General features: G+C 53.4%; 21 protein-coding genes. 7 read left to right on the top strand and 14 right to left on the bottom strand.

The genetic code is table 11. From position 1 onward, the window contains the following. Positions 1 to 165: 165 nt before the first annotated feature. The 5 genes from RHP74_RS17005 to RHP74_RS16985 form a co-directional block, all read right to left on the bottom strand. The gene (locus RHP74_RS17005; protein WP_311095923.1) at positions 166 to 1,704 is read right to left on the bottom strand and encodes a cryptochrome/photolyase family protein; all 1,539 of its coding nucleotides are present in this window, start codon (positions 1,702 to 1,704) and stop codon (positions 166 to 168) included. Positions 1,705 to 1,729: 25 nt separating this feature from the next. Further along, the gene (locus RHP74_RS17000; protein WP_010460813.1) at positions 1,730 to 2,035 is read right to left on the bottom strand and encodes a DUF6482 family protein; all 306 of its coding nucleotides are present in this window, start codon (positions 2,033 to 2,035) and stop codon (positions 1,730 to 1,732) included. 14 nt (positions 2,036 to 2,049) lie between these two features. After that, entirely contained in the window at positions 2,050 to 2,760 is a 711-nt protein-coding gene (locus RHP74_RS16995) for an SDR family NAD(P)-dependent oxidoreductase (RefSeq protein ID WP_311095922.1), read from the bottom strand. Between the two features lie 35 nt (positions 2,761 to 2,795). Next, the gene (folE, locus tag RHP74_RS16990; RefSeq protein WP_010460809.1) at positions 2,796 to 3,356 is read right to left on the bottom strand and encodes a GTP cyclohydrolase I FolE; all 561 of its coding nucleotides are present in this window, start codon (positions 3,354 to 3,356) and stop codon (positions 2,796 to 2,798) included. A 145-nt stretch (positions 3,357 to 3,501) separates the two neighbouring features. Continuing rightward, complete coding sequence (locus RHP74_RS16985; RefSeq protein WP_311095921.1) at positions 3,502 to 3,966, bottom strand: DUF393 domain-containing protein; 465 nt, start codon at positions 3,964 to 3,966, stop codon at positions 3,502 to 3,504. Positions 3,967 to 4,217: 251 nt separating this feature from the next. Here RHP74_RS16985 and RHP74_RS16980 point away from each other — a divergent pair, with 251 nt between their 5' ends. Beyond that, positions 4,218 to 4,439, top strand: a complete 222-nt coding sequence (locus RHP74_RS16980; protein WP_311095920.1) for a hypothetical protein — start codon at positions 4,218 to 4,220, stop codon at positions 4,437 to 4,439. Positions 4,440 to 4,612: 173 nt separating this feature from the next. Here RHP74_RS16980 and RHP74_RS31410 read toward each other — a convergent pair whose 3' ends face one another. The 3 genes from RHP74_RS31410 to RHP74_RS16970 all read right to left on the bottom strand — a co-directional run bounded on the left by RHP74_RS31410 (position 4,613) and on the right by RHP74_RS16970 (position 6,370). Beyond that, on the bottom strand, positions 4,613 to 4,900 hold the full coding sequence (locus RHP74_RS31410) for a hypothetical protein (RefSeq protein WP_409201939.1): 288 nt from the start codon (positions 4,898 to 4,900) through the stop codon (positions 4,613 to 4,615). A gap of 109 nt (positions 4,901 to 5,009) precedes the next feature. Further along, on the bottom strand, positions 5,010 to 5,357 hold the full coding sequence (locus tag RHP74_RS16975; RefSeq protein ID WP_311100502.1) for a LysR substrate-binding domain-containing protein: 348 nt from the start codon (positions 5,355 to 5,357) through the stop codon (positions 5,010 to 5,012). Between the two features lie 227 nt (positions 5,358 to 5,584). Beyond that, positions 5,585 to 6,370, bottom strand: a complete 786-nt coding sequence (locus RHP74_RS16970; protein ID WP_145310473.1) for a substrate-binding domain-containing protein — start codon at positions 6,368 to 6,370, stop codon at positions 5,585 to 5,587. 212 nt (positions 6,371 to 6,582) lie between these two features. Here RHP74_RS16970 and RHP74_RS16965 point away from each other — a divergent pair, with 212 nt between their 5' ends. From RHP74_RS16965 to RHP74_RS16955, 3 genes are all read left to right on the top strand, one after another. Then, the gene (locus tag RHP74_RS16965) at positions 6,583 to 7,260 is read left to right on the top strand and encodes a response regulator transcription factor (protein WP_145310471.1); all 678 of its coding nucleotides are present in this window, start codon (positions 6,583 to 6,585) and stop codon (positions 7,258 to 7,260) included. Continuing rightward, positions 7,238 to 8,638: a HAMP domain-containing sensor histidine kinase gene (locus RHP74_RS16960; protein ID WP_145310468.1), complete on the top strand. Its 1,401-nt coding sequence runs from the start codon at positions 7,238 to 7,240 to the stop codon at positions 8,636 to 8,638. Before RHP74_RS16965 ends, RHP74_RS16960 begins: the two co-directional genes overlap by 23 nt. A 137-nt stretch (positions 8,639 to 8,775) precedes the next feature. After that, positions 8,776 to 9,948: a D-alanyl-D-alanine carboxypeptidase family protein gene (locus tag RHP74_RS16955; protein WP_409201938.1), complete on the top strand. Its 1,173-nt coding sequence runs from the start codon at positions 8,776 to 8,778 to the stop codon at positions 9,946 to 9,948. A 416-nt stretch (positions 9,949 to 10,364) separates the two neighbouring features. On the opposite strand, the gene RHP74_RS16950 is transcribed toward RHP74_RS16955, so the two are convergent. The 5 genes from RHP74_RS16950 to pstS form a co-directional block, all read right to left on the bottom strand. Next, positions 10,365 to 10,745: a CrcB family protein gene (locus tag RHP74_RS16950; protein ID WP_409201937.1), complete on the bottom strand. Its 381-nt coding sequence runs from the start codon at positions 10,743 to 10,745 to the stop codon at positions 10,365 to 10,367. 64 nt (positions 10,746 to 10,809) lie between these two features. Then, positions 10,810 to 11,589, bottom strand: a complete 780-nt coding sequence (gene pstB, locus RHP74_RS16945; protein WP_311095918.1) for a phosphate ABC transporter ATP-binding protein PstB — start codon at positions 11,587 to 11,589, stop codon at positions 10,810 to 10,812. After that, positions 11,589 to 12,461 (bottom strand): phosphate ABC transporter permease PstA, encoded by an 873-nt coding sequence (gene pstA / locus RHP74_RS16940; protein WP_311095917.1) that lies wholly within the window; start codon positions 12,459 to 12,461, stop codon positions 11,589 to 11,591. The genes pstB and pstA overlap by 1 nt, the downstream gene beginning before the upstream one ends. Next, positions 12,458 to 13,453: a phosphate ABC transporter permease subunit PstC gene (gene pstC / locus RHP74_RS16935; RefSeq protein ID WP_145310458.1), complete on the bottom strand. Its 996-nt coding sequence runs from the start codon at positions 13,451 to 13,453 to the stop codon at positions 12,458 to 12,460. The genes pstA and pstC overlap by 4 nt, the downstream gene beginning before the upstream one ends. Before the next feature lie 73 nt (positions 13,454 to 13,526). Continuing rightward, positions 13,527 to 14,543 carry a phosphate ABC transporter substrate-binding protein PstS gene (gene pstS / locus RHP74_RS16930; protein ID WP_311095916.1) on the bottom strand — a complete coding sequence of 339 codons (1,017 nt, stop codon included), beginning with the start codon at positions 14,541 to 14,543 and terminating at the stop codon, positions 13,527 to 13,529. A gap of 898 nt (positions 14,544 to 15,441) precedes the next feature. On the opposite strand from pstS, the gene RHP74_RS16925 reads away from it, so the two are divergent. Continuing rightward, complete coding sequence (locus RHP74_RS16925) at positions 15,442 to 16,764, top strand: chloride channel protein (RefSeq protein ID WP_311095915.1); 1,323 nt, start codon at positions 15,442 to 15,444, stop codon at positions 16,762 to 16,764. 3 nt (positions 16,765 to 16,767) lie between these two features. Here the strand turns inward: RHP74_RS16925 and RHP74_RS16920 are convergent, their stop codons facing one another. Beyond that, entirely contained in the window at positions 16,768 to 18,045 is a 1,278-nt protein-coding gene (locus tag RHP74_RS16920) for a DUF2254 domain-containing protein (RefSeq protein ID WP_145310451.1), read from the bottom strand. Positions 18,046 to 18,578: 533 nt separating this feature from the next. On the opposite strand from RHP74_RS16920, the gene RHP74_RS16915 reads away from it, so the two are divergent. Next, positions 18,579 to 20,459, top strand: coding sequence for a DUF294 nucleotidyltransferase-like domain-containing protein (locus tag RHP74_RS16915; RefSeq protein WP_145310448.1), 1,881 nt, complete (start codon positions 18,579 to 18,581; stop codon positions 20,457 to 20,459). Further along, on the top strand, positions 20,456 to 21,175 hold the full coding sequence (locus RHP74_RS16910; protein WP_145310447.1) for a 3'-5' exonuclease: 720 nt from the start codon (positions 20,456 to 20,458) through the stop codon (positions 21,173 to 21,175). Before RHP74_RS16915 ends, RHP74_RS16910 begins: the two co-directional genes overlap by 4 nt. Positions 21,176 to 21,202 lie beyond the last annotated feature (27 nt).

Here is a 21,202-nt window from a genome sequence, read left to right as displayed (position 1 = left end):
AGATCTTGAGTCGCAGGGAAGGGAGCAGATCTGAATTTGGCATCGCGAATCCTCCGTCGAAGAGATCGGCGTAGCAGCACGAAAGTTTTTAGGACTGGAAGATCTTTCTAGTAGGGCAGAGCAATCCGCAGACCGCACAGGTTTTGATCGGTAGTTCACTCTTCTTCAAAACGACTCCCCCGCATCGATTTTGGCGAGCAGTTTCTGGCCACGATCCCAGAGTGCTTGCTGCTTGGATTCAGTCATACGATCGAGGTTTTTATAGACCATGCCCATGCGCTGATTGCTGCGCAAAAGGTCGCCGTGACGCATTAGAAAATGCCAGTAAAGCGAATTGAAAGGGCAGGCGTCGTCCGTCGTGCTTTCACTGACTTTGTACGCGCAGTTACGGCAGTAGTCGGACATACGCTTTATATATTGGCCACTGGCGCAGTAAGGCTTGGAGCCCAGGTAACCACCATCGGCATGCATGACCATGCCCAATGTATTGGGTAGCTCGACCCAGTCGAATGCGTCCATGTAGATCGCCAGGTACCAGTCGCAAATCTGGCTCGGTGCGATGCCCGCCAGCAACGCAAAGTTGCCGGTGACCATCAACCGTTGGATATGGTGGGCATAGGCATGTTTCAAACTTTGGCCGATCGCCTGGCCCATGCAGTTCATCTTGGTGTCGCCTGTCCAATAGAACTCTGGAAGCGGCCTGCTGTTGCCAAACAGATTGCCGCCGGCGTAGTCGGGCATTTTCAGCCAGTAGACGCCGCGTACATATTCACGCCAGCCAATGAGTTGACGGATAAAGCCTTCGGCAGCGTTTAATGGAATGCTGTGCGCCCAGTAAGCAGCCTCGACGTCGCTGCACAATTGACGCAGATCCAACAGGCCAATATTCAGCGCGGCGCTGATCCGCGCGTGGAACAGGAAGGGTTCATCACTGGCCATCGCATCCTGGTAGTCGCCGAAGGCTGCCAAACCCCAGTCAAGGAAGTAGTCCCACAGCGCTTGGGCCTCGGCGTGAGTCACCGGGTAGTCAAAGGTGTCGAGGGCGCCGTAGTGGCTGGAAAAGTTTTTTGCAACCAGCGCCAGCACGTCCTGAGTGATGGCATCGGCCGAAAAACGGAGGGGTGAGGGGGCTCTAACGCCTTTAGGCAGTGCCTTGCGATTTTCGGCATCAAAGTTCCAGGCGCCGCCGACCGGGCTGCCATCGCCGTTGAGCAACAAGCCACTCTTGCGTCGCATCTCGCGGTAGAAGAACTCCATGCGCAGCTGCTTTTTGCCTTCGGCCCAGGATGCAAATTCGAATCGGGTGCAGTAAAAACGGGTATCGGTATGCCACTGAATCGCCAAGCCGCAATCTTTGAGCGACTGCTCCAGGCGCCAGTCACCGCATTCTGTCAGGTGCAACTCATCCGGCTGCAGCAGCGACTGCCAGCGCCGTAACTCGCCCGGCACCGAGCCGCTATTTTGCGGATCATCGAGCGTGACGTATTGCACGCGAATGCCACGCTGCTGCAATGCCTCAGCAAAGTGGCGCATGGCACTGAAGATCAGTGCGATTTTTTGCGGGTGATGGGGCACATGACTGGCTTCCTCCATCACTTCGACCAGTAAAACCGTATCACGCTCGCTGTCCAGCCCCTTCAATGAGGCCAGGTCAAAAGACAACTGGTCGCCCAAAACCAGGCATAGCCGGTGAGTCTTATTCATTCGACAGAGTCCAACGGAAGGTGACTCACCAAGGCGCAGTCAGCGAGAAAGGAATGCGTAACGGCTCAATGCGCCCTTCACGTGAGCCGCACATCTCGTCATGGACGCACTGCTGCACAAGCACGCAGGGGAATGGCGGGACAAACTGCAACAACTCACGCAGGTGATTGATGGAGCGAAGGTGCATAGGCTTCGCTGTATCGTCCAGCAGCGTGAATTGGCCGTGATCCAGCCCGACTCGCGCCAGATAAAAACCGCCTTCCAGAGACAGCAGCTCTAACTCTCGTACTTCGCCATTGGCGGCCCGTTCGGTCAACGCTTGCAGATTCAAGGTTCACTCCCTGCCTACCACGGTAGGCGTTCTCCGTTATAAGCAAAGAAATCGCCGCTGTCGGCAGGCGCCAAGCGGTCAATCAGTGATAACAATTCGCGGGCAGCGAGGCTTGCAGGCCTGGCGGCAGAAGCGCCTTTAAAGGGCTGGGACAGGCCCGAAATGACCGTGCCTGGATGAAGACTCAGCAAGCGCGTCTGAGGGCGTGTTCGGGCTAGTTCAATCGCAGCCGTTTTAATCAACATGTTCAACGCTGCCTTGGAGGCGCGATAGGCATACCAGCCGCCCAGACGGTTATCGCCAATACTGCCGACCTTGGCGGAGAGCACGGCCATTGCGCCGCGAGCGTCAAGCAAGGGCAAGAAGTGACGCAAAATCAGTGCAGGCCCGAGTGTGTTGACTTGGAATATCGCCTGAAGCGCATCCGCTTCAATAGAGGTGTAACTTTTTTCAGGTTTGATGTCTTCGCGATGAAGCAGACCGGCAGCATGCAAAATCAACTGATACGGGGCTTCTTCGGCTAATTCGGCGGCTGCGCTGGCGATGCTGTCGGGCTTTTCCAGATCCAATCCTGGAGCACTATTGCGCCCCAGCTCACGAACAAACGAGCATCGTGGATCTTCGTTGAGCAACTCACAAAACGCCGCGCCGAGCGCTCCACTGGCGCCTATCACCAAGGCGCGGTAGCCGTAGCCGAGTGAGTTCATCTCAAAGGAACTGTTCATTTTGCCTCTCCCACACCTTGTGCAGATTTTGGGCCTTAACTGCGTCGCCCAATCAGTTGCAGGAACTCGAGACGCGTAGCGGATGACTCGCGAAAGGCCCCCAGCATCACTGAGGTCGTCATCACCGAGTTTTGCTTTTCCACGCCCCGCATCATCATGCACATGTGCTTTGCCTCAATGACCACGGCCACGCCGGCCGCATCGGTGATGTGATGGATGGCATCAGCAATTTGTTTTGTGAGGTTTTCCTGGATCTGTAAGCGGCGGGCGAACATATCGACGACTCGGGCGACCTTTGATAGACCCAGTACCCTTCCTGTGGGGATGTACGCGACATGAGCCTTGCCGATGAAGGGCAGCAGGTGATGCTCACACAATGAATACAGCTCGATATCGCGCACGATGACCATTTCATCGTTTTGCGATTCGAACAGGGCACCGTTGGTCACGTCTTCCAGACTCATCGTGTAACCGTTGCAAAGGTATTGCATCGCTTTGGCTGCGCGCTTGGGCGTGTCCAGCAGTCCTTCACGCTCAGGGTTCTCGCCTACGGCGACGAGAATTTCACGGTAATGTTTGGCTATTGATGGGTTCATTTAGACTCCTCGCAGCCATGCTGCGCTTCATGTGGCGGCAATCCTTGGCAGTAGGAGAGTGCCTGCTGCGCACCAGAAAACACGTTGTGCACCCGATCAGCTATGACCCAGGTTCTTCGTCGGGCCAATGTCAAAGCGAAGCGTTCTAGGGCTGCTTTGTTTTCAACGTGGGCCGCTCGTCTGGTGCGGGTTTTGACTCCGGCACCCCGCAACGGTCATCCACACAGCGACGGCGGCCATCAGGGTGAGGAAGCCATGCCAAATGGGGGCGTAAGCGGCAGAAGCAGCGATAACCTAAAGCAAGCAGCGGTCGGATGGCACGCCATGTCAATGGCGCAACCCAAAACCCCAAGCCTGCGGCTCGCCAGCTCCACAAGGTGGCGTCCAGACCCGTTACCCAGCGGCCATCGGCGAAACGGGCGTGCAGCGAGGACTGCATTTGCTCGAAAGTGAACCCGAGTGCCTTGGCGTCGAACGCACCGCTGCTGATGTCAATAAAAAGCAGTCGACTCTCTGTGGCGTGTCGATTCAGGATCTTGATTTCACGCGCACACAGTGGACATTGACCGTCGAAGTACAGCGTCAGTGGCCAATCCTTTTTATTGTACATTTATAGCGACCTTGTATAGGTTTTGTACAAGATATGCTGAAAGAAAAGGACTGACAATGGGCACGGTTCATTTGGCTGTTACGCTCAAACTGGAGGAGCGGCTGGTGTTCATTCGAAGGCTGCACTTTTTCCCTGAGCTTTTTGAGCCAGTTCGTCAATGGGCTTCGAGTCGGGGACGGAACAGCAATCCAGCCGGGCCTGCACGGATCGCGCATGTCGTTTGACCGCTACTCACCCTAAGGGAATACCCCATGAATTTTTCAAACACCGTGCAGGAATTTCGTCAGTTCGTGCCCTGTACCGATGCGTTTAAACGTGTTCGCATGCAATGTGAACACATTACCGCTCCGGTCCCGAGCACGCAGAAATTCGTTCGTGATGGCGAGTTTGGTCGAGCACATGTGCTGTTTTATGAGGATCAGGAGGTGAGTCCGGAATTTGCGCATCAGGTCAAGGCGCAATTGCTAGTCTAGATGGACAGCATTGAAACCGCGCTCAGGAGCGCGGACGAACGTGTGCGCTGTGCGGGTATCGCACATTGCTGTGAAGCCAGTGTTTGTGGTTTCCGCAGAGGGCCGAACGCGCGCGTTATCCTGTAGTCCCAGGTTTTGTATTGCCGTTAAATCCTCCGCAGATTTAATCTATGTCATTCCATGGGTTTCGATCTTGTGCCGCTTGTCTGCATTCGGGGGGCAGGGCCGCCCCTACGGCTTACCCCCCTCGACAACCGAGCAGGTGAAAAGACGTCGAACTGGAGTCCTGCTTTGCACAGTTCGTCCGGCGGTGCACCCTCCAAAAACAAATCAGCCGCCCATACTGATAATGCAGGGGAGGTCAGGATGCCGCTGCCGCCTTGCCCGGCGAGCCAGAAAAAATTTTCGTCCTGCGGACTGAAACCCACGACCTGCCGTTTGTCTGGAGCGAAGCTACGCAGTCCTGCCCATTTATGGGTGATTTGAGTGATGGGCAGTGTCGTTGATTCCGAGAGATAATGTGCCGCATAGGCGATGTCCAGTTCCTCGGGCTTCGCAAGGGGATTTAGGCTAGAGAGTATCGCGTTCAGTTACTTGGTTGATGTCACCCACCTCATGGATAACGCCAATCAATGCTCGCAGGCCGGCAGGCAGGTGACGATGGCCCGAGTAGTAGAGCGACAATCCCGGTGCCGCGGTTGACCATTGCTGCAGTACTTTTACTAAACGGCCGCTAACCAGATCATCCATAAGGTACCACTCGGGGAGTTGAGCAAGGCCCAGGCCTTGCCTAGCCGTCTCCAACATCAGGAGAGGAGTGTCCAGTGCTAATTGACCGAATACATCGACCTTCAGCTTTTTACCCTTATCAACGAACTCCCACGGTGAAGGAATGCCGCTAGGAAGCCGGGCACGAATACAAGAGTGCTGCTCAAGTTCATTCAGATCGGCTGGCCCTGGATGTTTGTCTAAGTACTCGGCCCCGATAAGCCATCAAAAACTCGATGGTGCAAGCTTGAGCCAGCAAGCGAAGTATTCTCCCAAAATGACTAATCAGAAAATCGCAACAATTCTGGCGGTGTCCCAATAGTAAGCGTCTGGGTGCTCCAGACATAACTGCTCAGCAAGCCGCTATCCTGAGAGAATCATCGCACAGGTGTTAATCCACTTAGCTTGATGGCTGTCCTAGCAGCCTTTGAGCTCAGGTATTTCAACAGCGCTGCTGCCTCCTTTTGCTGGACGCCACCAGTGGTGATGGCTGCTGAGTACATCGTCATTTTCTGCACCTGATCTGGAATAAGCCCTATTACATCAATGCCTTCCATGTGCATCAGTTTGCTCAATTGTTGGAAGCCTACCTCCGCTTCACCGCGGGCGACAGCTTCTCCGACTGGCTCGGCGGAAACCGTTCGGGTCTTGATCTTCAACCTTTCTGAAATGTGCATTTGAGGGAAGAGAATACGTGACAGATATGTTCCGCTGGACGTATCCGATAGAGCCAGGGACTTGGCGTTGAGTAACGTTTTCTTGAAGCTCTTCATGTTGCTTATATCGGGCTTTTTAGCGCCTTTGCGGACGGCCATGGCAATGAACGACTTGCCAAGATCGATTCGACTCGCTTTTTGCAAATGACCTTGATCTATCAGCTTTCGCAGCTCCCAGTCCTCCATGATTACAACATCCGCATTTTCACCGCGCACCAACCGATTTGTGATTGCCATGGGGGTATTGCCGGTAGGTGGGGACTCTTTGATGATGAGACTGAATCCCGTCGCTTTTTCATAAATGGGAGCTATGGATTGAATCGCCGCGATGAAGCCTCCGGTCGTAAATAGGGTAAGTGTTTTGGTGGGAGTGGCATCCTGAGCCTTGATGCCATCGGCAAATAAAAACAAGCAAGCCAATGCGAGCCTCGATAAGGTCTTCGTCATGACGGGATATCCTGAATCCAGCGTAGAAACGAGGTTTAGCAGTGGAGACGCAAAAAAATAGTCACTTTTCAAGCAATGTCGAAATTAAGGCGGGTTAAGAAAAATTTAGTTTACCGTCCGATGCTCCCTACCTAGGCTGTACCAATCTTGAAAATATACGGTGCTTGGAGCTTGCTTGAATTTCAGGTTTGCAATCGTTGTGTGGAGTAAAAATGAATCGCGCGCTGGTGATAGAGGACGATGAGGTTACAGCCAAGGCTATTGTTAACACGCTGACCTCCCATGGGTTCGATGTTCTATGGGCGGCTAACGGTCGTGATGGATTATCAGCGGCGATTTCTGGCGGCCATGATGTGATAACGCTTGACCGGATGCTGCCTGATTTTGATGGTTTGACGATAATCAGCACGTTACGAAACCTCGGTATTCAGACGCCAGTCTTGATGATCAGCGCATTGTCCGATGTCGATGAGCGGGTCAAAGGGCTTCGTTCGGGTGGCGATGACTACCTGACCAAACCTTTCTCTACGGTCGAAATGATCGCCAGGGTGGAAGTGCTGCTGAGGCGTCCGGCTGCAGGTGTAAGTGAGCGTCGATTGAGTTGCGGCAACCTCCATATAGATCTCATCGAACAATCACTCAGTCGCGCGGACGTGCAGATTTCGCTTCTCCCAACCGAGTTCAAACTGCTCACTTATTTCATGCGCAATGCGGGTCAGCTGGTCACTAGAACCATGCTTTTTCAGGCTGTTTGGGGGTATCACTTCGATCCTGGTACGAACATTATTGATGTCCATATTGGTCGGCTGCGAAAAAAAATCGAAGGTAGCGGCTCCCCCTGCATTCAAACAATACGCGGTTCTGGCTATGTTCTTGCCTCCCAGGAATGAGCGCTGGCGTTCTTCCAATAGCCGCCTTATCAGGCTTTATGCCTTGTTTTTTATCGCTTGGGGAGCCGTTTTTACAGGCGTGCTTTATTGGAAAATATCTACCTATCTTGGGGTTGTTGCCGAGCGTACGCTGATGCAGCGTGCCCACTATTACCAAAAAATTGATGATGCAAGCCTGGAAGGCGAATTGGCTGCCAGTGAGGTCTATTCGACTTCTGGGATTGACGCCTACGGCTTGTTTGAAGCCGACGGCACCCATGTCGCCGGTGATCTGCTCCGATTGCGAGCAAGCCTGCCAGATGATGGCCAGGTACATTATCTGGAGCGAGGCTTGAGCATCGCATTGCCACGAGAACAAACCCGAAGTAGCCATGCGTTGATGCAGCATCGTGGCGACGGTCGAATTTTGATCTTGTCGCGAGATGGGGGGTCTATCTCCGCAGTCGGCGGCATCATTGAGCAGGCATTGTTTTGGGGATTCTCTCTTACCCTTATCCCTGGGCTGATAGGTTGGTGGCTATTGAGGCGACGGCCACTACGCAGAGTACAGCGACTTCAACGCTGCACTGAAAGCATCGTCTCGGGCAACCTCGGTGAACGCCTGCCGCTCTCTTCACGCCGCGATGAGCTCGACATGTTGGCCAATGCCGTCAACGTGATGCTTGAGCATATAGAACAGCTTATGCACGAGGTTAAAGGTGCGTGTGATGGTATCGCGCACGATCTGCGCACTCCCTTGACCCGCCTGCGTGCTCATCTTTACCAGCTACAGCAGTTGCCCCTCGATAGTTCCCATGCAGAGACCTTGGATATGGCGTTGGAGGAAAGTGAATCCATCATGTTGCGTTTTCAGGGGTTGCTGCGGATTTCTGAACTTGAAGATACAAGGAGAAGGTCAGGCTTCGAATCGTTCCAACCCGCATTGCTGCTGACACAGGCACACGAGTTTTTCGAGCCCTTGGCACAGGAGCAGGGGCTAACACTGCTCCTTGATCTATCTGACGATTTTCCGGCGTTGTCGGGTGATGTTTCTCTTCTGTTTGAGGCGCTGGTTAACCTTTTGGATAACGCTATCAAATTCACCCCCGAGGGCGGTGTGATCCACTTGAGTGGCTCTCTTGAGCATAGCTCTCTCAATATTGAGGTCTCGGACAACGGCCCTGGGATACCGGAGGCAGAGCGTGAAAGCGTGATTCGCAGGCTTTATCGGGGAGATTCTACTCGACAGCAACCAGGGCATGGATTGGGGCTTTCTCTGGTATCGGCGATTGTCCGGTTGCATGGTTTCGTACTACGCATCCAAGAGTCACCGAGCGGTGGAGGAGCCACTGTATCGATTATCTGTCCCTTGCCCGAGATGATCATCGCCGACGTCTAATTAAATTTATTTTAATCTGGGTTAATTTGAGCCTTCCCAAGTCCTCCTCTAGTCTGGCGCGTCTTTCTGCTAATCCGAGGTTGGCGCTTGTGAAACACCATCAATTGCGGCTTACACTCATTCTTGCGTGTTCTTTTCTGACACCAGTTTGGGCGGCTCCAATATCCACCCCGAGTCCTGTCTCACCGACTGCCCAAGCGATGATCCCGGCACCACCGCAATTGAGCGCTAAATCCTGGGTACTTATGGACGCAGCGACAGGCACGATTATTGGTAGTCAAAATGCTGATATGCATTTACCGCCGGCTAGCTTGACCAAGTTGATGACGGTGTATGTCGCTACCAATGAGATACAGGCGGGACGCCTCAAGGCCGACGATCCGGTTACTGTCAGTGAAAATGCTTGGAAAACCGGTGGTTCTAGGATGTTTCTTGATCCTGGCGCCGTTGTTCCAGTGCATGATCTACTGCGCGGTGTGGTGATCGACTCCGGCAATGACGCTAGTGTGGCGCTGTCTGAACATATAGCGGGTAGCGAAGATGCATTTGCCGGGTTGATGAATGTTACAGCGAATCAGCTTGGACTGACTGACACGCACTTCATGAACCCTACAGGCCTGCCGGCACCTGAGCACTATTCCTCGGCTCATGATATGGCCCGGCTTGCGCGGGCGATCATTAATGATGAATCCGCTTACTATTCGTTGTACGCGCACAAATATTTCACCTGGAACAACATTCGCCAACCTAATCGCAACCTTCTTCTCTGGCGCGACCCAAGTGTTGACGGGCTCAAAACTGGCCATACGGAGGAGGCCGGATACTGCATGGTCACTTCTGCTCTTCGTGATGGGCGGCGTCTTATCAGTGCCGTATTCGGCTCTACCACGCTGAACAATCGCGCAGAAGACACTCAAAAAATACTGAAGTACGGCTTCCGCTTTTTCGAGACGAAGACTTATCAGCAAGGCGGGCAGGTATTAGCGAGGCCGCGACTGTGGAAAGGTGAGAAAAACGTAATTTCTGTTGGATTACTCGATGATGTGACATTGACGCTGCCCAAGAATAGTAGTCGCAAGGTGGAAAGCCGCCTGCACATCAATAACGCTCTGGAGGCTCCTATTGCCGTCGGTGACGTAGTCGGAAGCTTCGAGCTGTATGACGGCGAGAATAAACTTGCAACGCGGTCTCTCATCGCATTAGAAGCGGGAGAATCTGGTGGTTGGTGGACGCGTGCCTGGGATGCATTCCATCTTTTTTTTGCAGGATTGTTTGATGTGCAGGACGATACCGGAGAGGTAAAGGCCTAAATCTGAGCGGGTGATTTTTTGTCGTGATAGACCTCACTGAAAACCCCCTCATGGTTCCCACCAATCTGACGTGGCGGAGTGGCGAAACCATCCGGTTATCTCGGTAGCCTCGATGTTAAGAAAATATGTCTAAATGGCTTGCAGCGCCAGCTCGTCATGTCAGCCGTCACAGATAGGGAATGCTCACCGGGCAGTGGCTTCCGTGCAATTCATATCTAATACCGACCCTACGGGAAAGTGTTAGCTGCACAATAGGTCTCCCTGAATTACACTCGAATTTGCTGAGGGACCAGCCCCATCCGAAATACAAAAAGCCCGGCTTCGCGCCGGGCTTTCTGTTTCTGTCGTTCTGCGCAAGGATTTAGCCTGGGCTGAAATCACTACACATATGTCATATCAACTTATGGTTAATCGTTCTAGATGTCGCTTATCCGCTGGAACGTGAATGCTCCCAGCGCAGTCATGGCAAGCACGGTTACGACGTGAAGCGAGATAGCCCCAATTGCAGGAATAAACCGTTCTTTGTGGCTTAACGTAGCCGATCCTGCCGAGGCTAGTGAGAAGACCGCGAGCCCTATGCAAAAGCTTGTGATGATCGCAAGGTGCCAGTGAGGAAAGAGCAGCGGCGAATCCGCCCAAAAGCCGATGGTCAGGCCAATGAAGTACCCCCCAACTAAATTCGCTACGAGCGTTCCTGCGGGCACGCTCGGAAACAAATCCTTGAGCTTCGCCCCCAAAATACTGCGTAGCCACCCTCCAAGCGATGCGCTTATGGCGATGGCCACTAATGTTCTCACCAAGCTGACGAACTCCTTGCAGCTCTAGGGGCTGAGAGCTTATGTACTGAAGGAAAGGGATTGGTTATCCAAAGCGACCTGTAATGTAGTCTTCCGTCTGCTTCATTTTTGGCATGGTGAAAATCTTATCGGTCACATCATGCTCAATCAATTCGCCCATGAACATAAAGGCGGTGTAGTCCGACACCCGTGCCGCTTGCTGCATGTTGTGGGTCACGATGATTACGGTGTATTGCTCTTTCAACTCAGTAATCAACTGCTCTATGCGCCCGGTGGATATCGGGTCAAGAGCGGAAGTTGGCTCATCTAGAAGCAATACTTGGGGGCGCAAAGCGATGGTGCGGGCTATGCACAGGCGCTGCTGTTGACCACCCGAAAGGCTCTGTGCACTTTGTTTGAGCTTGTCCTTTACCTCGTCCCAAAGCGCAGCTCCATTTAACGCCTGCTCTACGCGCTCATCCATTTCACGACGGGAAAGTTTTTCATGGTGACGCACGGCGTAAGCGACGTTATCGTAAATGGACATCGGAAACGGTACCGGTTTCTGGAAGACCATGCCGATATGGCTACGCAGGCGGTTCATCGAGTAACTAGGCGCGAGAATATTCTCTCCGTTGAGCAGCACCTCACCCCGCGCTTCCTGCTTCGGGTACATGGCGTAGATACGGTTGAACACCCGCAGTAATGTCGACTTCCCGCAACCTGACGGCCCAATGATTGCAGTGATACGTTTCTCTGGAATATCCATATCGATGGAGTTCAGAGACCGCTGATTATTGTAAAAAAACTCCAGGCCACGAACGCGAATTTTAGTTCTGTCGTCGGCAAGGTCACGGCTATTCATCAGGTCAACCTATTGCGTAAAAGGATCAAGCGGGACAGTAAACTGAGTATCAGTACAAACAAGGTCAGCACCAATGCGCCAGCCCAGGCTAGAGAGTGCCAGTCATCGAATGGGCTCATGGCGTACTGGAAAACCACTACGGGCACGCTGGCAATCGGTTTCAGAAGATTGCTGCTCCAGAACTGGTTGCCGAACGCTGTAAACAACAGCGGCGCTGTTTCACCGGTGATTCTCGCCAGTGCGAGAAGCACCCCGGTCACCACGCCCGCTTTTGCCGCTCGCAATACGATTTGCAGAGTCAGTTTCCATTGCGGGACGCCTAACGCCAGCGCGGCTTCCCGCATGGTTGAGGGTTGTAACTGAAGCATCTCGTCAGTGGTTCTCACCACCACTGGAATCACCAATAGCGCCAGTGCCAGAGCGCCGGCGATAGCGGAGAAGCCAATCTGGTGATTAGTCAGTATGTTCAACGGCAAGATGACGCCGGTGTAGATGAACAGCCCCAGCACAATGGATGGTGCCGACAGCAGAATGTCGTTTATAAAACGGACGGTGGTGCCTAGACGCGAGTGTCGAGCGAATTCCGCTAGCCAGATTCCCGCCATCAAGCCAATGGGCGTCCCGATAAGCAGGGCGATACCGGACATCAGGGCGCTGCCATAGAACGCATTTGCCAGCCCACCTTCCGTACCGGGCGGCGGCGTCATCTGCGTAAAGAGGCGAAGATTGAGTGCCTGAAATCCGTTGATCACTGTGGTTAGTAGAATCCAGACCAGCCAGATGAGACCGAACGCAGTGGCACCGCAACTGAGCACCAATGCAAGTCGATTCTTGAAAGCCCGAATTTGGTAGAGACGTTCGTTGCCGGTCATAGACCCTCCCTGCGTGAAAGCCGCATGAGCATGAGTCGTGCTAGCGCCAGTACGATAAAGGTGACGACAAACAGCAGGAAGCCCAGTGCAATCAGCGCCGAACGATGCAGGTCTGTATAGGCTTCGCTGAACTCGTTGGCGATGACTGACGCAATGGAGCTGCTTGGCATCAACAATGAGGCGGAGAATTGTTGAGCATTACCCAGCACGAAAGTCACCGCCATGGTTTCGCCCAATGCGCGTCCGAGCCCGAGAAAAATTCCTCCGACAACCGCTGACCGCGTGTAAGGCAGAACAATGTCCCAGACCACTTCCCAAGTAGTGCTACCTAGCGCGTAAGCAGACTCCTTGAGGGTTGTTGGAACACTACGAAACACCTCATGCATGACAGAGGTGATGAAGGGCATGATCATGATTGCCAGCACAATACCCGCTGTCAGCATGCCAATCCCTAAGGGTGGGCCCTGAAATAGCGAACCCACCAAAGGAAGCTCACCCAGATAGTCATTGATCCAAGGCGATAGATGCTCTGCCATGAACGGGCCGAATACAAAGAGCCCCCACATGCCATAGATAATCGATGGAATTCCCGCGAGCAATTCAACCGCCGAGGCGACGGGCATCCGCAACCAGGGCGGAGCTACTTCAGTGAGAAAAATCGCGATGCCAAAGCTGACAGGAACCGCAATCAGCAGTGCCAGTAAAGAGGTCACCAAGGTGCCGTAAATCGGTACCAAAGCACCGAAGTGATTGTTGACGGCATCCCACTCAGTGCTTGTCAGAAAGTCGAGACCGAAAGTCTTGAATGCAAGACTACCGCCCCAAAGCGTCGAGGCGGCGATGCTCACCAGTAGCAACAGCACCAGCATTGCGGCGCCAAGCATTGAATGCTTGAACCAGAGATCATGACGCTGATCGCGAGCCGCACGCTTATCACTCGTAACGTCGCCAACGTGGAGGGTCATGGTCAAAGGTTGGACTGTGTCGTTCATCATACGTCTACTCACAAACAAACCCCTTCGCCAGGCAAAACTTGCTTGAGGAAGGGGTTTAAGTGTTGCTGAATCAATGGGCGAAGTCAGACTTCCAGTAACCTTCGATACGTTTCACCAGAGAGTCGGGCAGGGCTACATAGTCCAGCGCCGAGGCCTGTTGCTGGCCTTTCTCCAGCGACCATTGGAAGAAGTTGAAGGCCGCTTGGCTTTGCTCGGCATTCTTCGGCTGTTTGTACATGATGATCCAGGTGGTCGCCGTGATCGGCCAAGCGCTATCCCCGGGCGCGTTGGTCATGATCAGGTTGAAGTCTTTGGCGTTAGCCCAGTCCGCAGTGTCGGCAGCCGCTTGGAACGCTTTGGCATTGGGCTGAATGAATTTCCCGGCGGCGTTCTTGAGCTGTGCGTGAGTCATCTTGTTTTGCAGGGCATAGGCGTACTCAACATAACCGATTGAGTTTTTGATCTGCTTTACGTAGGCCGAGACACCTTCGTTGCCTTTACCACCCACACCAACCGGCCAAGGCACAGTCGTGCCGAAACCGATTTTCGATTTCCAGCCATCACTCACTTTGGAGAGGTAGTTGGTGAAATTGTATGAGGTGCCAGAGCCGTCAGAACGGTGGACGACGGTGATTTTACTGTCTGGCAGTTTCATGCCTTGGTTCAGGGCGACGATGGCCGGATCGTTCCAGACTGTAATCTCACCCAAGAAGATTTTCGCCAGGGTCTCACCATCGAGCTTCAACTGGCCCGGCGCTACACCCTCAATGTTCATCACCGGCACGATGCCGCCAATCACACTGGGAAATTGGCCCAGGCCACCGGCCTTGAGATCATCGGCAGACAACGGTGCGTCAGACGCGCCAAAATCCACGGTTGCCGCTTTGATCTGAGCGATACCGCCACCCGATCCAATCGACTGGTAATTGATACGGTTGCTGGAGCTTTTGCTGTAGTCCTGCGACCACTTGGACAAAACCGGATAGACAAAGCTGGAGCCCGCACCGGTAACATCGGTCGCATGGGCAAGGCCACTCATGCAGAGGGAAGCCAGCAGGACAGACAGGCTTTTTTTAGTCAGCAACATCACGACAACACCTCAATGAAAGGAGTTAAGTGGAGGTATCCACCTATCGGAGAAGTGACGATTTAATTCTTTAAATATTTCTATCCGATGACAGTTTCGGCATTTTCAGAAATATTTTGAAATACATGTGAATCGAGAACCTTTACTCTTTTGCTCGTCGAAAATGCTCGACAACACCGGTTTACAGCCCAAAGCGCTGTCGTTTGACCCTCGTGTGCCGATGTAGGGAAGCCGAATGAGGGACTGTCTTGCTCACAATTAGGCCATGAGCAAAACGCCCAAGATTGCCGTGATGACATTACGCTAGGGCCAGCATTGACGCTGTAGCCAAGGGAGATCTCAACGGGGTTCCATGCCAGCAAGGTTCGCTCAACCCCTATCAGACCCGACTAGAGGCTGAAAGTGAGTGCCAACGTCTCAACCTTAAGCTGTTTCAAGGCGGCCGTACCGAACAGAAACACATTGCAAACAGCCTATCAGGATGGTGAATTATCAATGCATGCCATACGTGGGTCATTGTTGAGTTTCTTAATGGCTCAAGAGCTTTTCGATGGCGCCAGGTTTCCCGTGCATGTCAAAACGGTCAATGATCGTCGCGCAGGCGGTTTCAGAATCAGTGCTAGTGCGACCACGATTCCCGTAAGCATCTCTCACCCGACAAGTGCAGTTTTTATTTCCTGGTCGACTGCTTATCGTAAGCGTCCGGGCAACACTCCTTCCTGATGCCATCGCTTGACCCAAGCGCGCACCGACGAAGATGCCAGCGAAAAGCTCGCCTAAGTGAAAACCCATAAGCGAAAAAAGAACCTGTCATGTGGTGCTCCCTAAGCTGTTTGGAGCGTACGGTTTATTTGTTTAGTCTTACGCTCTACGTAGTTACTTGCTCAGGAGCCCTCGGATGATCAAACCGATAAAGCTGTTACGTCGAGGCTTCGCCTCCATGCGCTGGCGCACTCGCGTAACGCTATGGGTTGCAGCGACCATTGCCGGCCTACTGGTAGTGGCTTTTGCAAGGCTGGCGGACATAGCCCTGGCGCAGTTCGCGCAACAGACTGCTGAGCGCGCATGGCTGCCTCTTATTTACACCCCACCGATCGGCATGCTCGTAGTCGGGCTGACAACACGCTTTTTCGTGGGAGCGCAAGGCAGCGGGATTCCGCAGGTAATCGCAGCGACACGTCTTGCGCGTCAAGGTAAGCCGATTAATAAACTGGTTTCACTGCGTATTGCTTTCGCCAAGATAAGCCTTGGAACTCTGGCGCTGACGGGCGGCTTTTCAGCGGGGCGCGAGGGCCCCTCAGTTCAGGTTGCGGCATCCATCATGCATTTCTTTCACCGCTTCCTGCCCAATGCGCGAATCGTACGCAGCGAGGATCTCATTCTGGCGGGAGGTGCAGCGGGTATTGCGGCTGCATTTAATACGCCCCTGGCAGGGATCGCATTCGCCGTAGAAGAACTGGGACGCAAGCTGGAAACCCGTACGAGTGGCGTTCTTCTCAGCACCATCATCCTGTCTGGGATGGTCGCCATTGCCTTGCAGGGAAACTACAACTATTTCGGTCATTTCGGCATTCAGGACATCAACCTCGACATAGTCATCCCAGCTTTGGTAATCGGAACGGGATGCGGGCTATTGGGTGGTTTGTTCAGCCGAATGTTGCTATGGCCACAGCGTCACCCACGGTTCTTCATCTGGCAGTGGCGACGCCTGCACCCTGTGTGGTTTGCCGGTATCTGCGGATTGATCGTCGCAATATTGGGCTGGCTAAGTGGCGGAATGTCCTTCGGTAGCGGATACGGTATTACCTCTCAGGTCATCGCATCCGATGTTGTCCTGCCATGGCATGCCCCCATTACGCGCTTCTTAGCGACCGTAGTGACCTACTTTTCTGGTATCCCAGGAGGTATTTTTGCCCCTTCGCTCGCTGTAGGGGCAGCAGTCGGCGCCAATACCGCAGAGCTTTTTCATCTGGCCGCGCAGCCCACTATTGCACTCTGTATGGTCGGTTTTCTGGCTGCCGTTACTCAGTCACCAATCACCTCCGCAATCATCGTGATGGAGATGATTGATAGCCACAGTATGGTGATCAGCCTAATGGCGGTAGCCTTGATTGCCAAGGCGGTCAGCTCAAGAATGGGCCCTGAGTTGTATCAGCAATTGGCGCGAGGCTTTCTCGAGAACGCAGAAACTGCCACCACGCCAAAGAATCCAACTCGATAGGCCTTACGGTGTCATGGTTCTAGCCAGTGAGTTCAGCTGATCCTTCTCATGCTGCAGAGTTAACGTAATATCTGCACGAGTGATCAGAAGAGCCACGTGCCTGTCGCATGCATCCTTAAAGATCGCAGGGTTTATTTCAGCGAGACTGATTAGGGCTTTTAACACGCGAAGGTTAACTTCTAGCAAAGCTGCACCATCCCTGCTGATGGGGGCAAAAAAATCATCGAACAGATCATCAACCGTCAATCCTCGGAGAAAGATCTGTTTACATCCTTGGTTTGTATGCGAGCCAGGTCCGTGAGGCTTGCTCCAGCAAGTTAAAGTTCTCACTCCCCGGCCAATGACATCGATGGCTGTCCCAGGGTCGTTCACCGCAGGCGACAGAGCGCGAGAAGCGATTTCCGAAAGCACGCAAAGTCCGAAGCGGGGATCATTTTCAAAGGTTCGTCGGACGCCGATGGTCAGAGTCGCTAGAACCTTCTCTCTTGCAGTATCGGTATCACAAGCCATCGTGTTGCCCATGCTCACGATGTGTAGGAGTGGCATTCCCTCGTGCACAAATGTCCCCGGAAGCACCTCTAGATAAACCTGGATTTCAACGTCCTGCGCGATAGCTCCGAGCGCGAACACATCGATATGTTGCACATAGCCTGTTAGCTCACTTTTGACTGTGATTGCGCTAGGAGGTAGCGACAGATCGGTCGTGTAAGCTGAGCCGCCTAAGTAGGGCCACTGAATTCGTTGAGTGATTGCCTTTATCGCAGCCTTCTCGACGCGGTCGATGGTTTCTCCCACCCTTCCGAGTTTTGACAAGTGATCGATCCAGCGCAGGAGGGTGTAAACGATCAGGATGACCACAATTATCGTCACTGCGAACAGCAATACTCGACCTTGCGTGCCATAGGCGCCCGTGCTCAATGCGATGATCCCTACCAGGCTAAAGAGAAATGAGCCTATAAAGGTAGCAAGGGCATTTTGGGTCGTGGTGTCTTCCATCACCAGGGTAGTAGCACGCGGTGTCACCCCGCTGCTCGCGGCCCCGTAAGCGGTAACCATCGTACTCAACGAGAAGGTTGTGACGGCCAGCATGCTGGAGGCAATGATGCCCAAAATATTGTCCACGGCATCCGCGCCGATGCGAGCCGACAGTGATTCAGGGATGAAGTCTTTGAGCACCACAGCGAGCAGTGCGGTCGCTACTCCGAGAACTGAAAACAAGGAGGCTCTGAACCACAGCCTCTTTGTCAGTTGGCTTATTACCCAGCGCCAGCGAGCGATCATGTGCAATCCTTCAGTGACTACATCAATTGAGCACCGGGCGGCGCAGAAGTTTATTCGTAATGCCGATGGTAGTTTGCGCGCTAGCTAACAACTACATCTTCTGGCCTTTTTAAGGTTTCAGGCAGTGGAGCTACACGACAAGGGTTGAAAGCAATAATGCCTAAGAGTGCAACATAATGTTACTGGTTGGTCGCGCTACCCTGACGGCAGCTTCGCAACTATCGGCGCATCGGTATCGCAAACAAAAATACGGTCCATGCCGTTTGTGTGTGGCGGCAGAGGAGGGGAGCCATTCGCGATGCCCCGAGTCTTCGACTGCTAACCACGATGGTTATAGAACTTTCACTCAAATCGACAGCCTACTGTTAAGAGCGGATGGATGCCGTATTTTGCGAAGGCCGCTGCCGCCCACTCGGCTTGAATTGCCTTAATCTTATAATCCGATAGAAAGTATCTGATAGGCTTTTCGGGCGAGCAGCAAATTTCAACGTACGCCTTTTGGCGATTTTTTCCTTCCAGCATACCGAGGTTCCATGCAAGCCGAGATGCAGGAGATCAGCGACCATCTCTATCGTTTTTCCCCGTTTGATCAACTGCCCAGGGAGTCGGTAGATGCTATGGCTCGGCGAGTTGATGTGCGTTACTTCAAGGCCGGTAGCGACATCTTGGAAGCGGGTGCCGTTATCCAGGATTTGCACTATGTGCGCAGCGGCGCAGTGGAGATATATCGACGCAATGGTGAGCTTTACAACCGGCTTGTCGAAGGCGATATCTTTGGCCAGGCAGGGCTCTTGCGCAGCAACAAAGTTCGTTTTCCTGCGAGAGCGCTTGAAGACAGTCTGATTTACTACATCCCCGCCGACGTATTCGCCGATCTGTGCGCACAGCATGACGCCTTTGCGGATTTCGTTGAAGCTGAAGGGCACTCCAGGCTTAAGTCTGCAGTCGAGGCGCAGGGCCGGGCGAGCGAACTGATCCAGCTCAAATGCCGGGCCTTGCTGTCACGCTCCCTGGTCTGGGTGACGTCGGATACCACGGTTGGCGAGGCTGCAAAGCTGATGACCGAACAACGCGTTGCCTGTGTCGTGGTTATGTCGTCAGCGGCACTGCAGGCAGGAGAGATCCGGGGGATCGTGACCGACAGGGATCTTCGCACCCGCGTTGTAGCAGTCGGGAGGAACGCCGGCGAAACGCTCATCAGCGCTATCATGACGACCGATCCAGTGGCCATAAATGCTGACGATTCAGGCTTTGAAGCCATGCTTGTCATGCTACGCCGCAATATCCATCACTTGCCGGTTCTCAACAACGGGCTCCCGATTGGCGTGATCAACCTCTCAGATATTATTCGGTACGAGTCCCACAGTAGCTTGTACTTGGTCAACAGAATATCTAACCAGACGTCGGTGGACGGTCTAAAGTCGCTTTTACGAGACCTGCGTGGAACATACATCCGGATGGTGAAGGATGGCGCTACTGCGCACATGATCGGTAGCGCTATTTCAGGTATCGGCAGAGCTTTCACGCAGCGTCTGCTGGAACTTGCAGAAGAAAAACTGGGTCCACCTCCAGTACCTTACTGCTTCATGGTTCTAGGCTCCATGGCGCGCGATGAGCAACTGCTAGTAAGCGATCAAGATAACGCCTTGGTGCTGGATGATCGATTCGATCCCGCCTCGCATGATGCATATTTCCGTAGCCTTGCATCGTTTGTAAGCGATGGCCTAGCCGCGTGTGGATACAGCTACTGTAAGGGCGGAGTCATGGCGACCAACGATCAATGGCGCCAGCCTTTGAGGATTTGGCGCAGCTATTTTGATCAGTGGATCGAAAAACCAAACCCGACAACCTTGCTTAATAGCTGCATTTTTTTCGATCTGGATGGCGTATTCGGCCAGCTCTCGCTAGTGGAAGAACTCAAAGTTCTGTGCGCTCGCAAATCCAGTTCTCACCTCGGATTTCTCAGTGCCATGGCCAGGATTGCACTGAACCGGACACCGCCCCTGGGGTTTTTTCGTACCTTTGTCGTCGAGACAGATGGACAACAGAAAAGAATCATCAATCTGAAAGGTCGCGGTACCGCACCGCTCACCGACCTTATTCGCATCCATGCTCTTGCTTGCGGCAGTACGGCGCAGAACTCGTTTGACCGTATCGATGCAATCACTAGCGCTAATATCATGCCGCCCGAAGCACTGAAGCATCTGCGCTATGCGCTGGAGTTCCTCTCCATGGTGCGAATTCGGCATCAGGTAGAGGCGCTGGAGCAGGGAGAAACGCCCAATAACTATATCGAGCCTGAACACTTCTCTAATAGCGAGCGTCACAATCTCAAAGAGGCCTTCCAGGTCTTGAGTAACGGCCAGAATTTTTTGCGCTTCCGCTACCCGTCAAAGGGCCGCACCTCAAAATGAATGGGGTTAAGGTGGAGCCGGCTGACCCGGCGAACTGGCCATTCGTATTCCGGGAATTGGCGCAGAAGTCGGCCAATTCTTGCTTGAGAACGTTTTATCAGGCGGGCGTCGTCTCACCACACACTCTGATTGAAAGCGTGCAATTTCTTGCGATGGACGTAGAGACAACTGGGCTCAATGCCCAGGCTCACAGTATTGTCAGCATTGGTTTGGTGCCGTTCACTTTAAAGCGCATCTTTTGCAGCAAGGCGGAGTATTGGGTGCTAAACCCATCATCAGAACTGAGTGAAAAGTCAGTCACCTTCCACCACATTACCCACGCTGAGATTTTGAATGCTCCCTCGCTCCCGGAAGTGCTGGAACCACTTCTGCAGGCCATGGCCGGCAAAGTGATTGTCGTCCATTACCGCAATATCGAGCGAGAGTTCCTTGATGCAGCACTGCGCAGGCACCTCGGAGAAGGTCTGAGGTTTCCGGTCGTAGACACGATGCAATTGGAAGCCAGGATGCATCGGCAAAAGCAAAGTTGGGCTGCCAGGCTCATGCGCCGCCCGCAGACATCCATACGATTGGCCGACAGCCGCTCGCGTTATAACCTTCCAGCCTATCAAGGGCATCATGCGTTAACTGATGCCCTCGCGACCGCTGAGCTGCTACAAGCGCAGATAGCTACCCATTATTCATCAGCGTCACCTATTGGTGCTCTATGGGACTGACGGCCCAGCACCAAGCGGGGGCGCCCG

This window comes from Pseudomonas sp. SG20052 (genome assembly GCF_031766055.1).
Lineage (GTDB): Bacteria > Pseudomonadota > Gammaproteobacteria > Pseudomonadales > Pseudomonadaceae > Aquipseudomonas > Aquipseudomonas mandelii.
Note: the sequence above shows the minus strand (reverse complement) of the source record. Positions and strands in the feature narration are given on the sequence as shown.

Bases quoted from the DNA above. Each gene is read 5' to 3' on its own strand.
- RHP74_RS17005 (WP_311095923.1), bottom strand. From the start codon at position 1,704: ATGAATAAGACTCACCGGCTATGCCTGGTTTTGGGCGACCAGTTGTCT.
- RHP74_RS16995 (WP_311095922.1), bottom strand. From the start codon at position 2,760: ATGAACAGTTCCTTTGAGATGAACTCACTCGGCTACGGCTACCGCGCC.
- folE (WP_010460809.1), bottom strand. From the start codon at position 3,356: ATGAACCCATCAATAGCCAAACATTACCGTGAAATTCTCGTCGCCGTA.
- RHP74_RS16985 (WP_311095921.1), bottom strand. From the start codon at position 3,966: ATGTACAATAAAAAGGATTGGCCACTGACGCTGTACTTCGACGGTCAA.
- RHP74_RS16980 (WP_311095920.1), top strand. From the start codon at position 4,218: ATGAATTTTTCAAACACCGTGCAGGAATTTCGTCAGTTCGTGCCCTGT.
- RHP74_RS16970 (WP_145310473.1), bottom strand. From the start codon at position 6,370: ATGACGAAGACCTTATCGAGGCTCGCATTGGCTTGCTTGTTTTTATTT.
- RHP74_RS16965 (WP_145310471.1), top strand. From the start codon at position 6,583: ATGAATCGCGCGCTGGTGATAGAGGACGATGAGGTTACAGCCAAGGCT.
- RHP74_RS16960 (WP_145310468.1), top strand. From the start codon at position 7,238: ATGTTCTTGCCTCCCAGGAATGAGCGCTGGCGTTCTTCCAATAGCCGC.
- pstB (WP_311095918.1), bottom strand. From the start codon at position 11,589: ATGAATAGCCGTGACCTTGCCGACGACAGAACTAAAATTCGCGTTCGT.
- pstA (WP_311095917.1), bottom strand. From the start codon at position 12,461: ATGACCGGCAACGAACGTCTCTACCAAATTCGGGCTTTCAAGAATCGA.
- pstC (WP_145310458.1), bottom strand. From the start codon at position 13,453: ATGAACGACACAGTCCAACCTTTGACCATGACCCTCCACGTTGGCGAC.
- pstS (WP_311095916.1), bottom strand. From the start codon at position 14,543: ATGTTGCTGACTAAAAAAAGCCTGTCTGTCCTGCTGGCTTCCCTCTGC.
- RHP74_RS16925 (WP_311095915.1), top strand. From the start codon at position 15,442: ATGATCAAACCGATAAAGCTGTTACGTCGAGGCTTCGCCTCCATGCGC.
- RHP74_RS16920 (WP_145310451.1), bottom strand. From the start codon at position 18,045: ATGATCGCTCGCTGGCGCTGGGTAATAAGCCAACTGACAAAGAGGCTG.
- RHP74_RS16915 (WP_145310448.1), top strand. From the start codon at position 18,579: ATGCAAGCCGAGATGCAGGAGATCAGCGACCATCTCTATCGTTTTTCC.
- RHP74_RS16910 (WP_145310447.1), top strand. From the start codon at position 20,456: ATGAATGGGGTTAAGGTGGAGCCGGCTGACCCGGCGAACTGGCCATTC.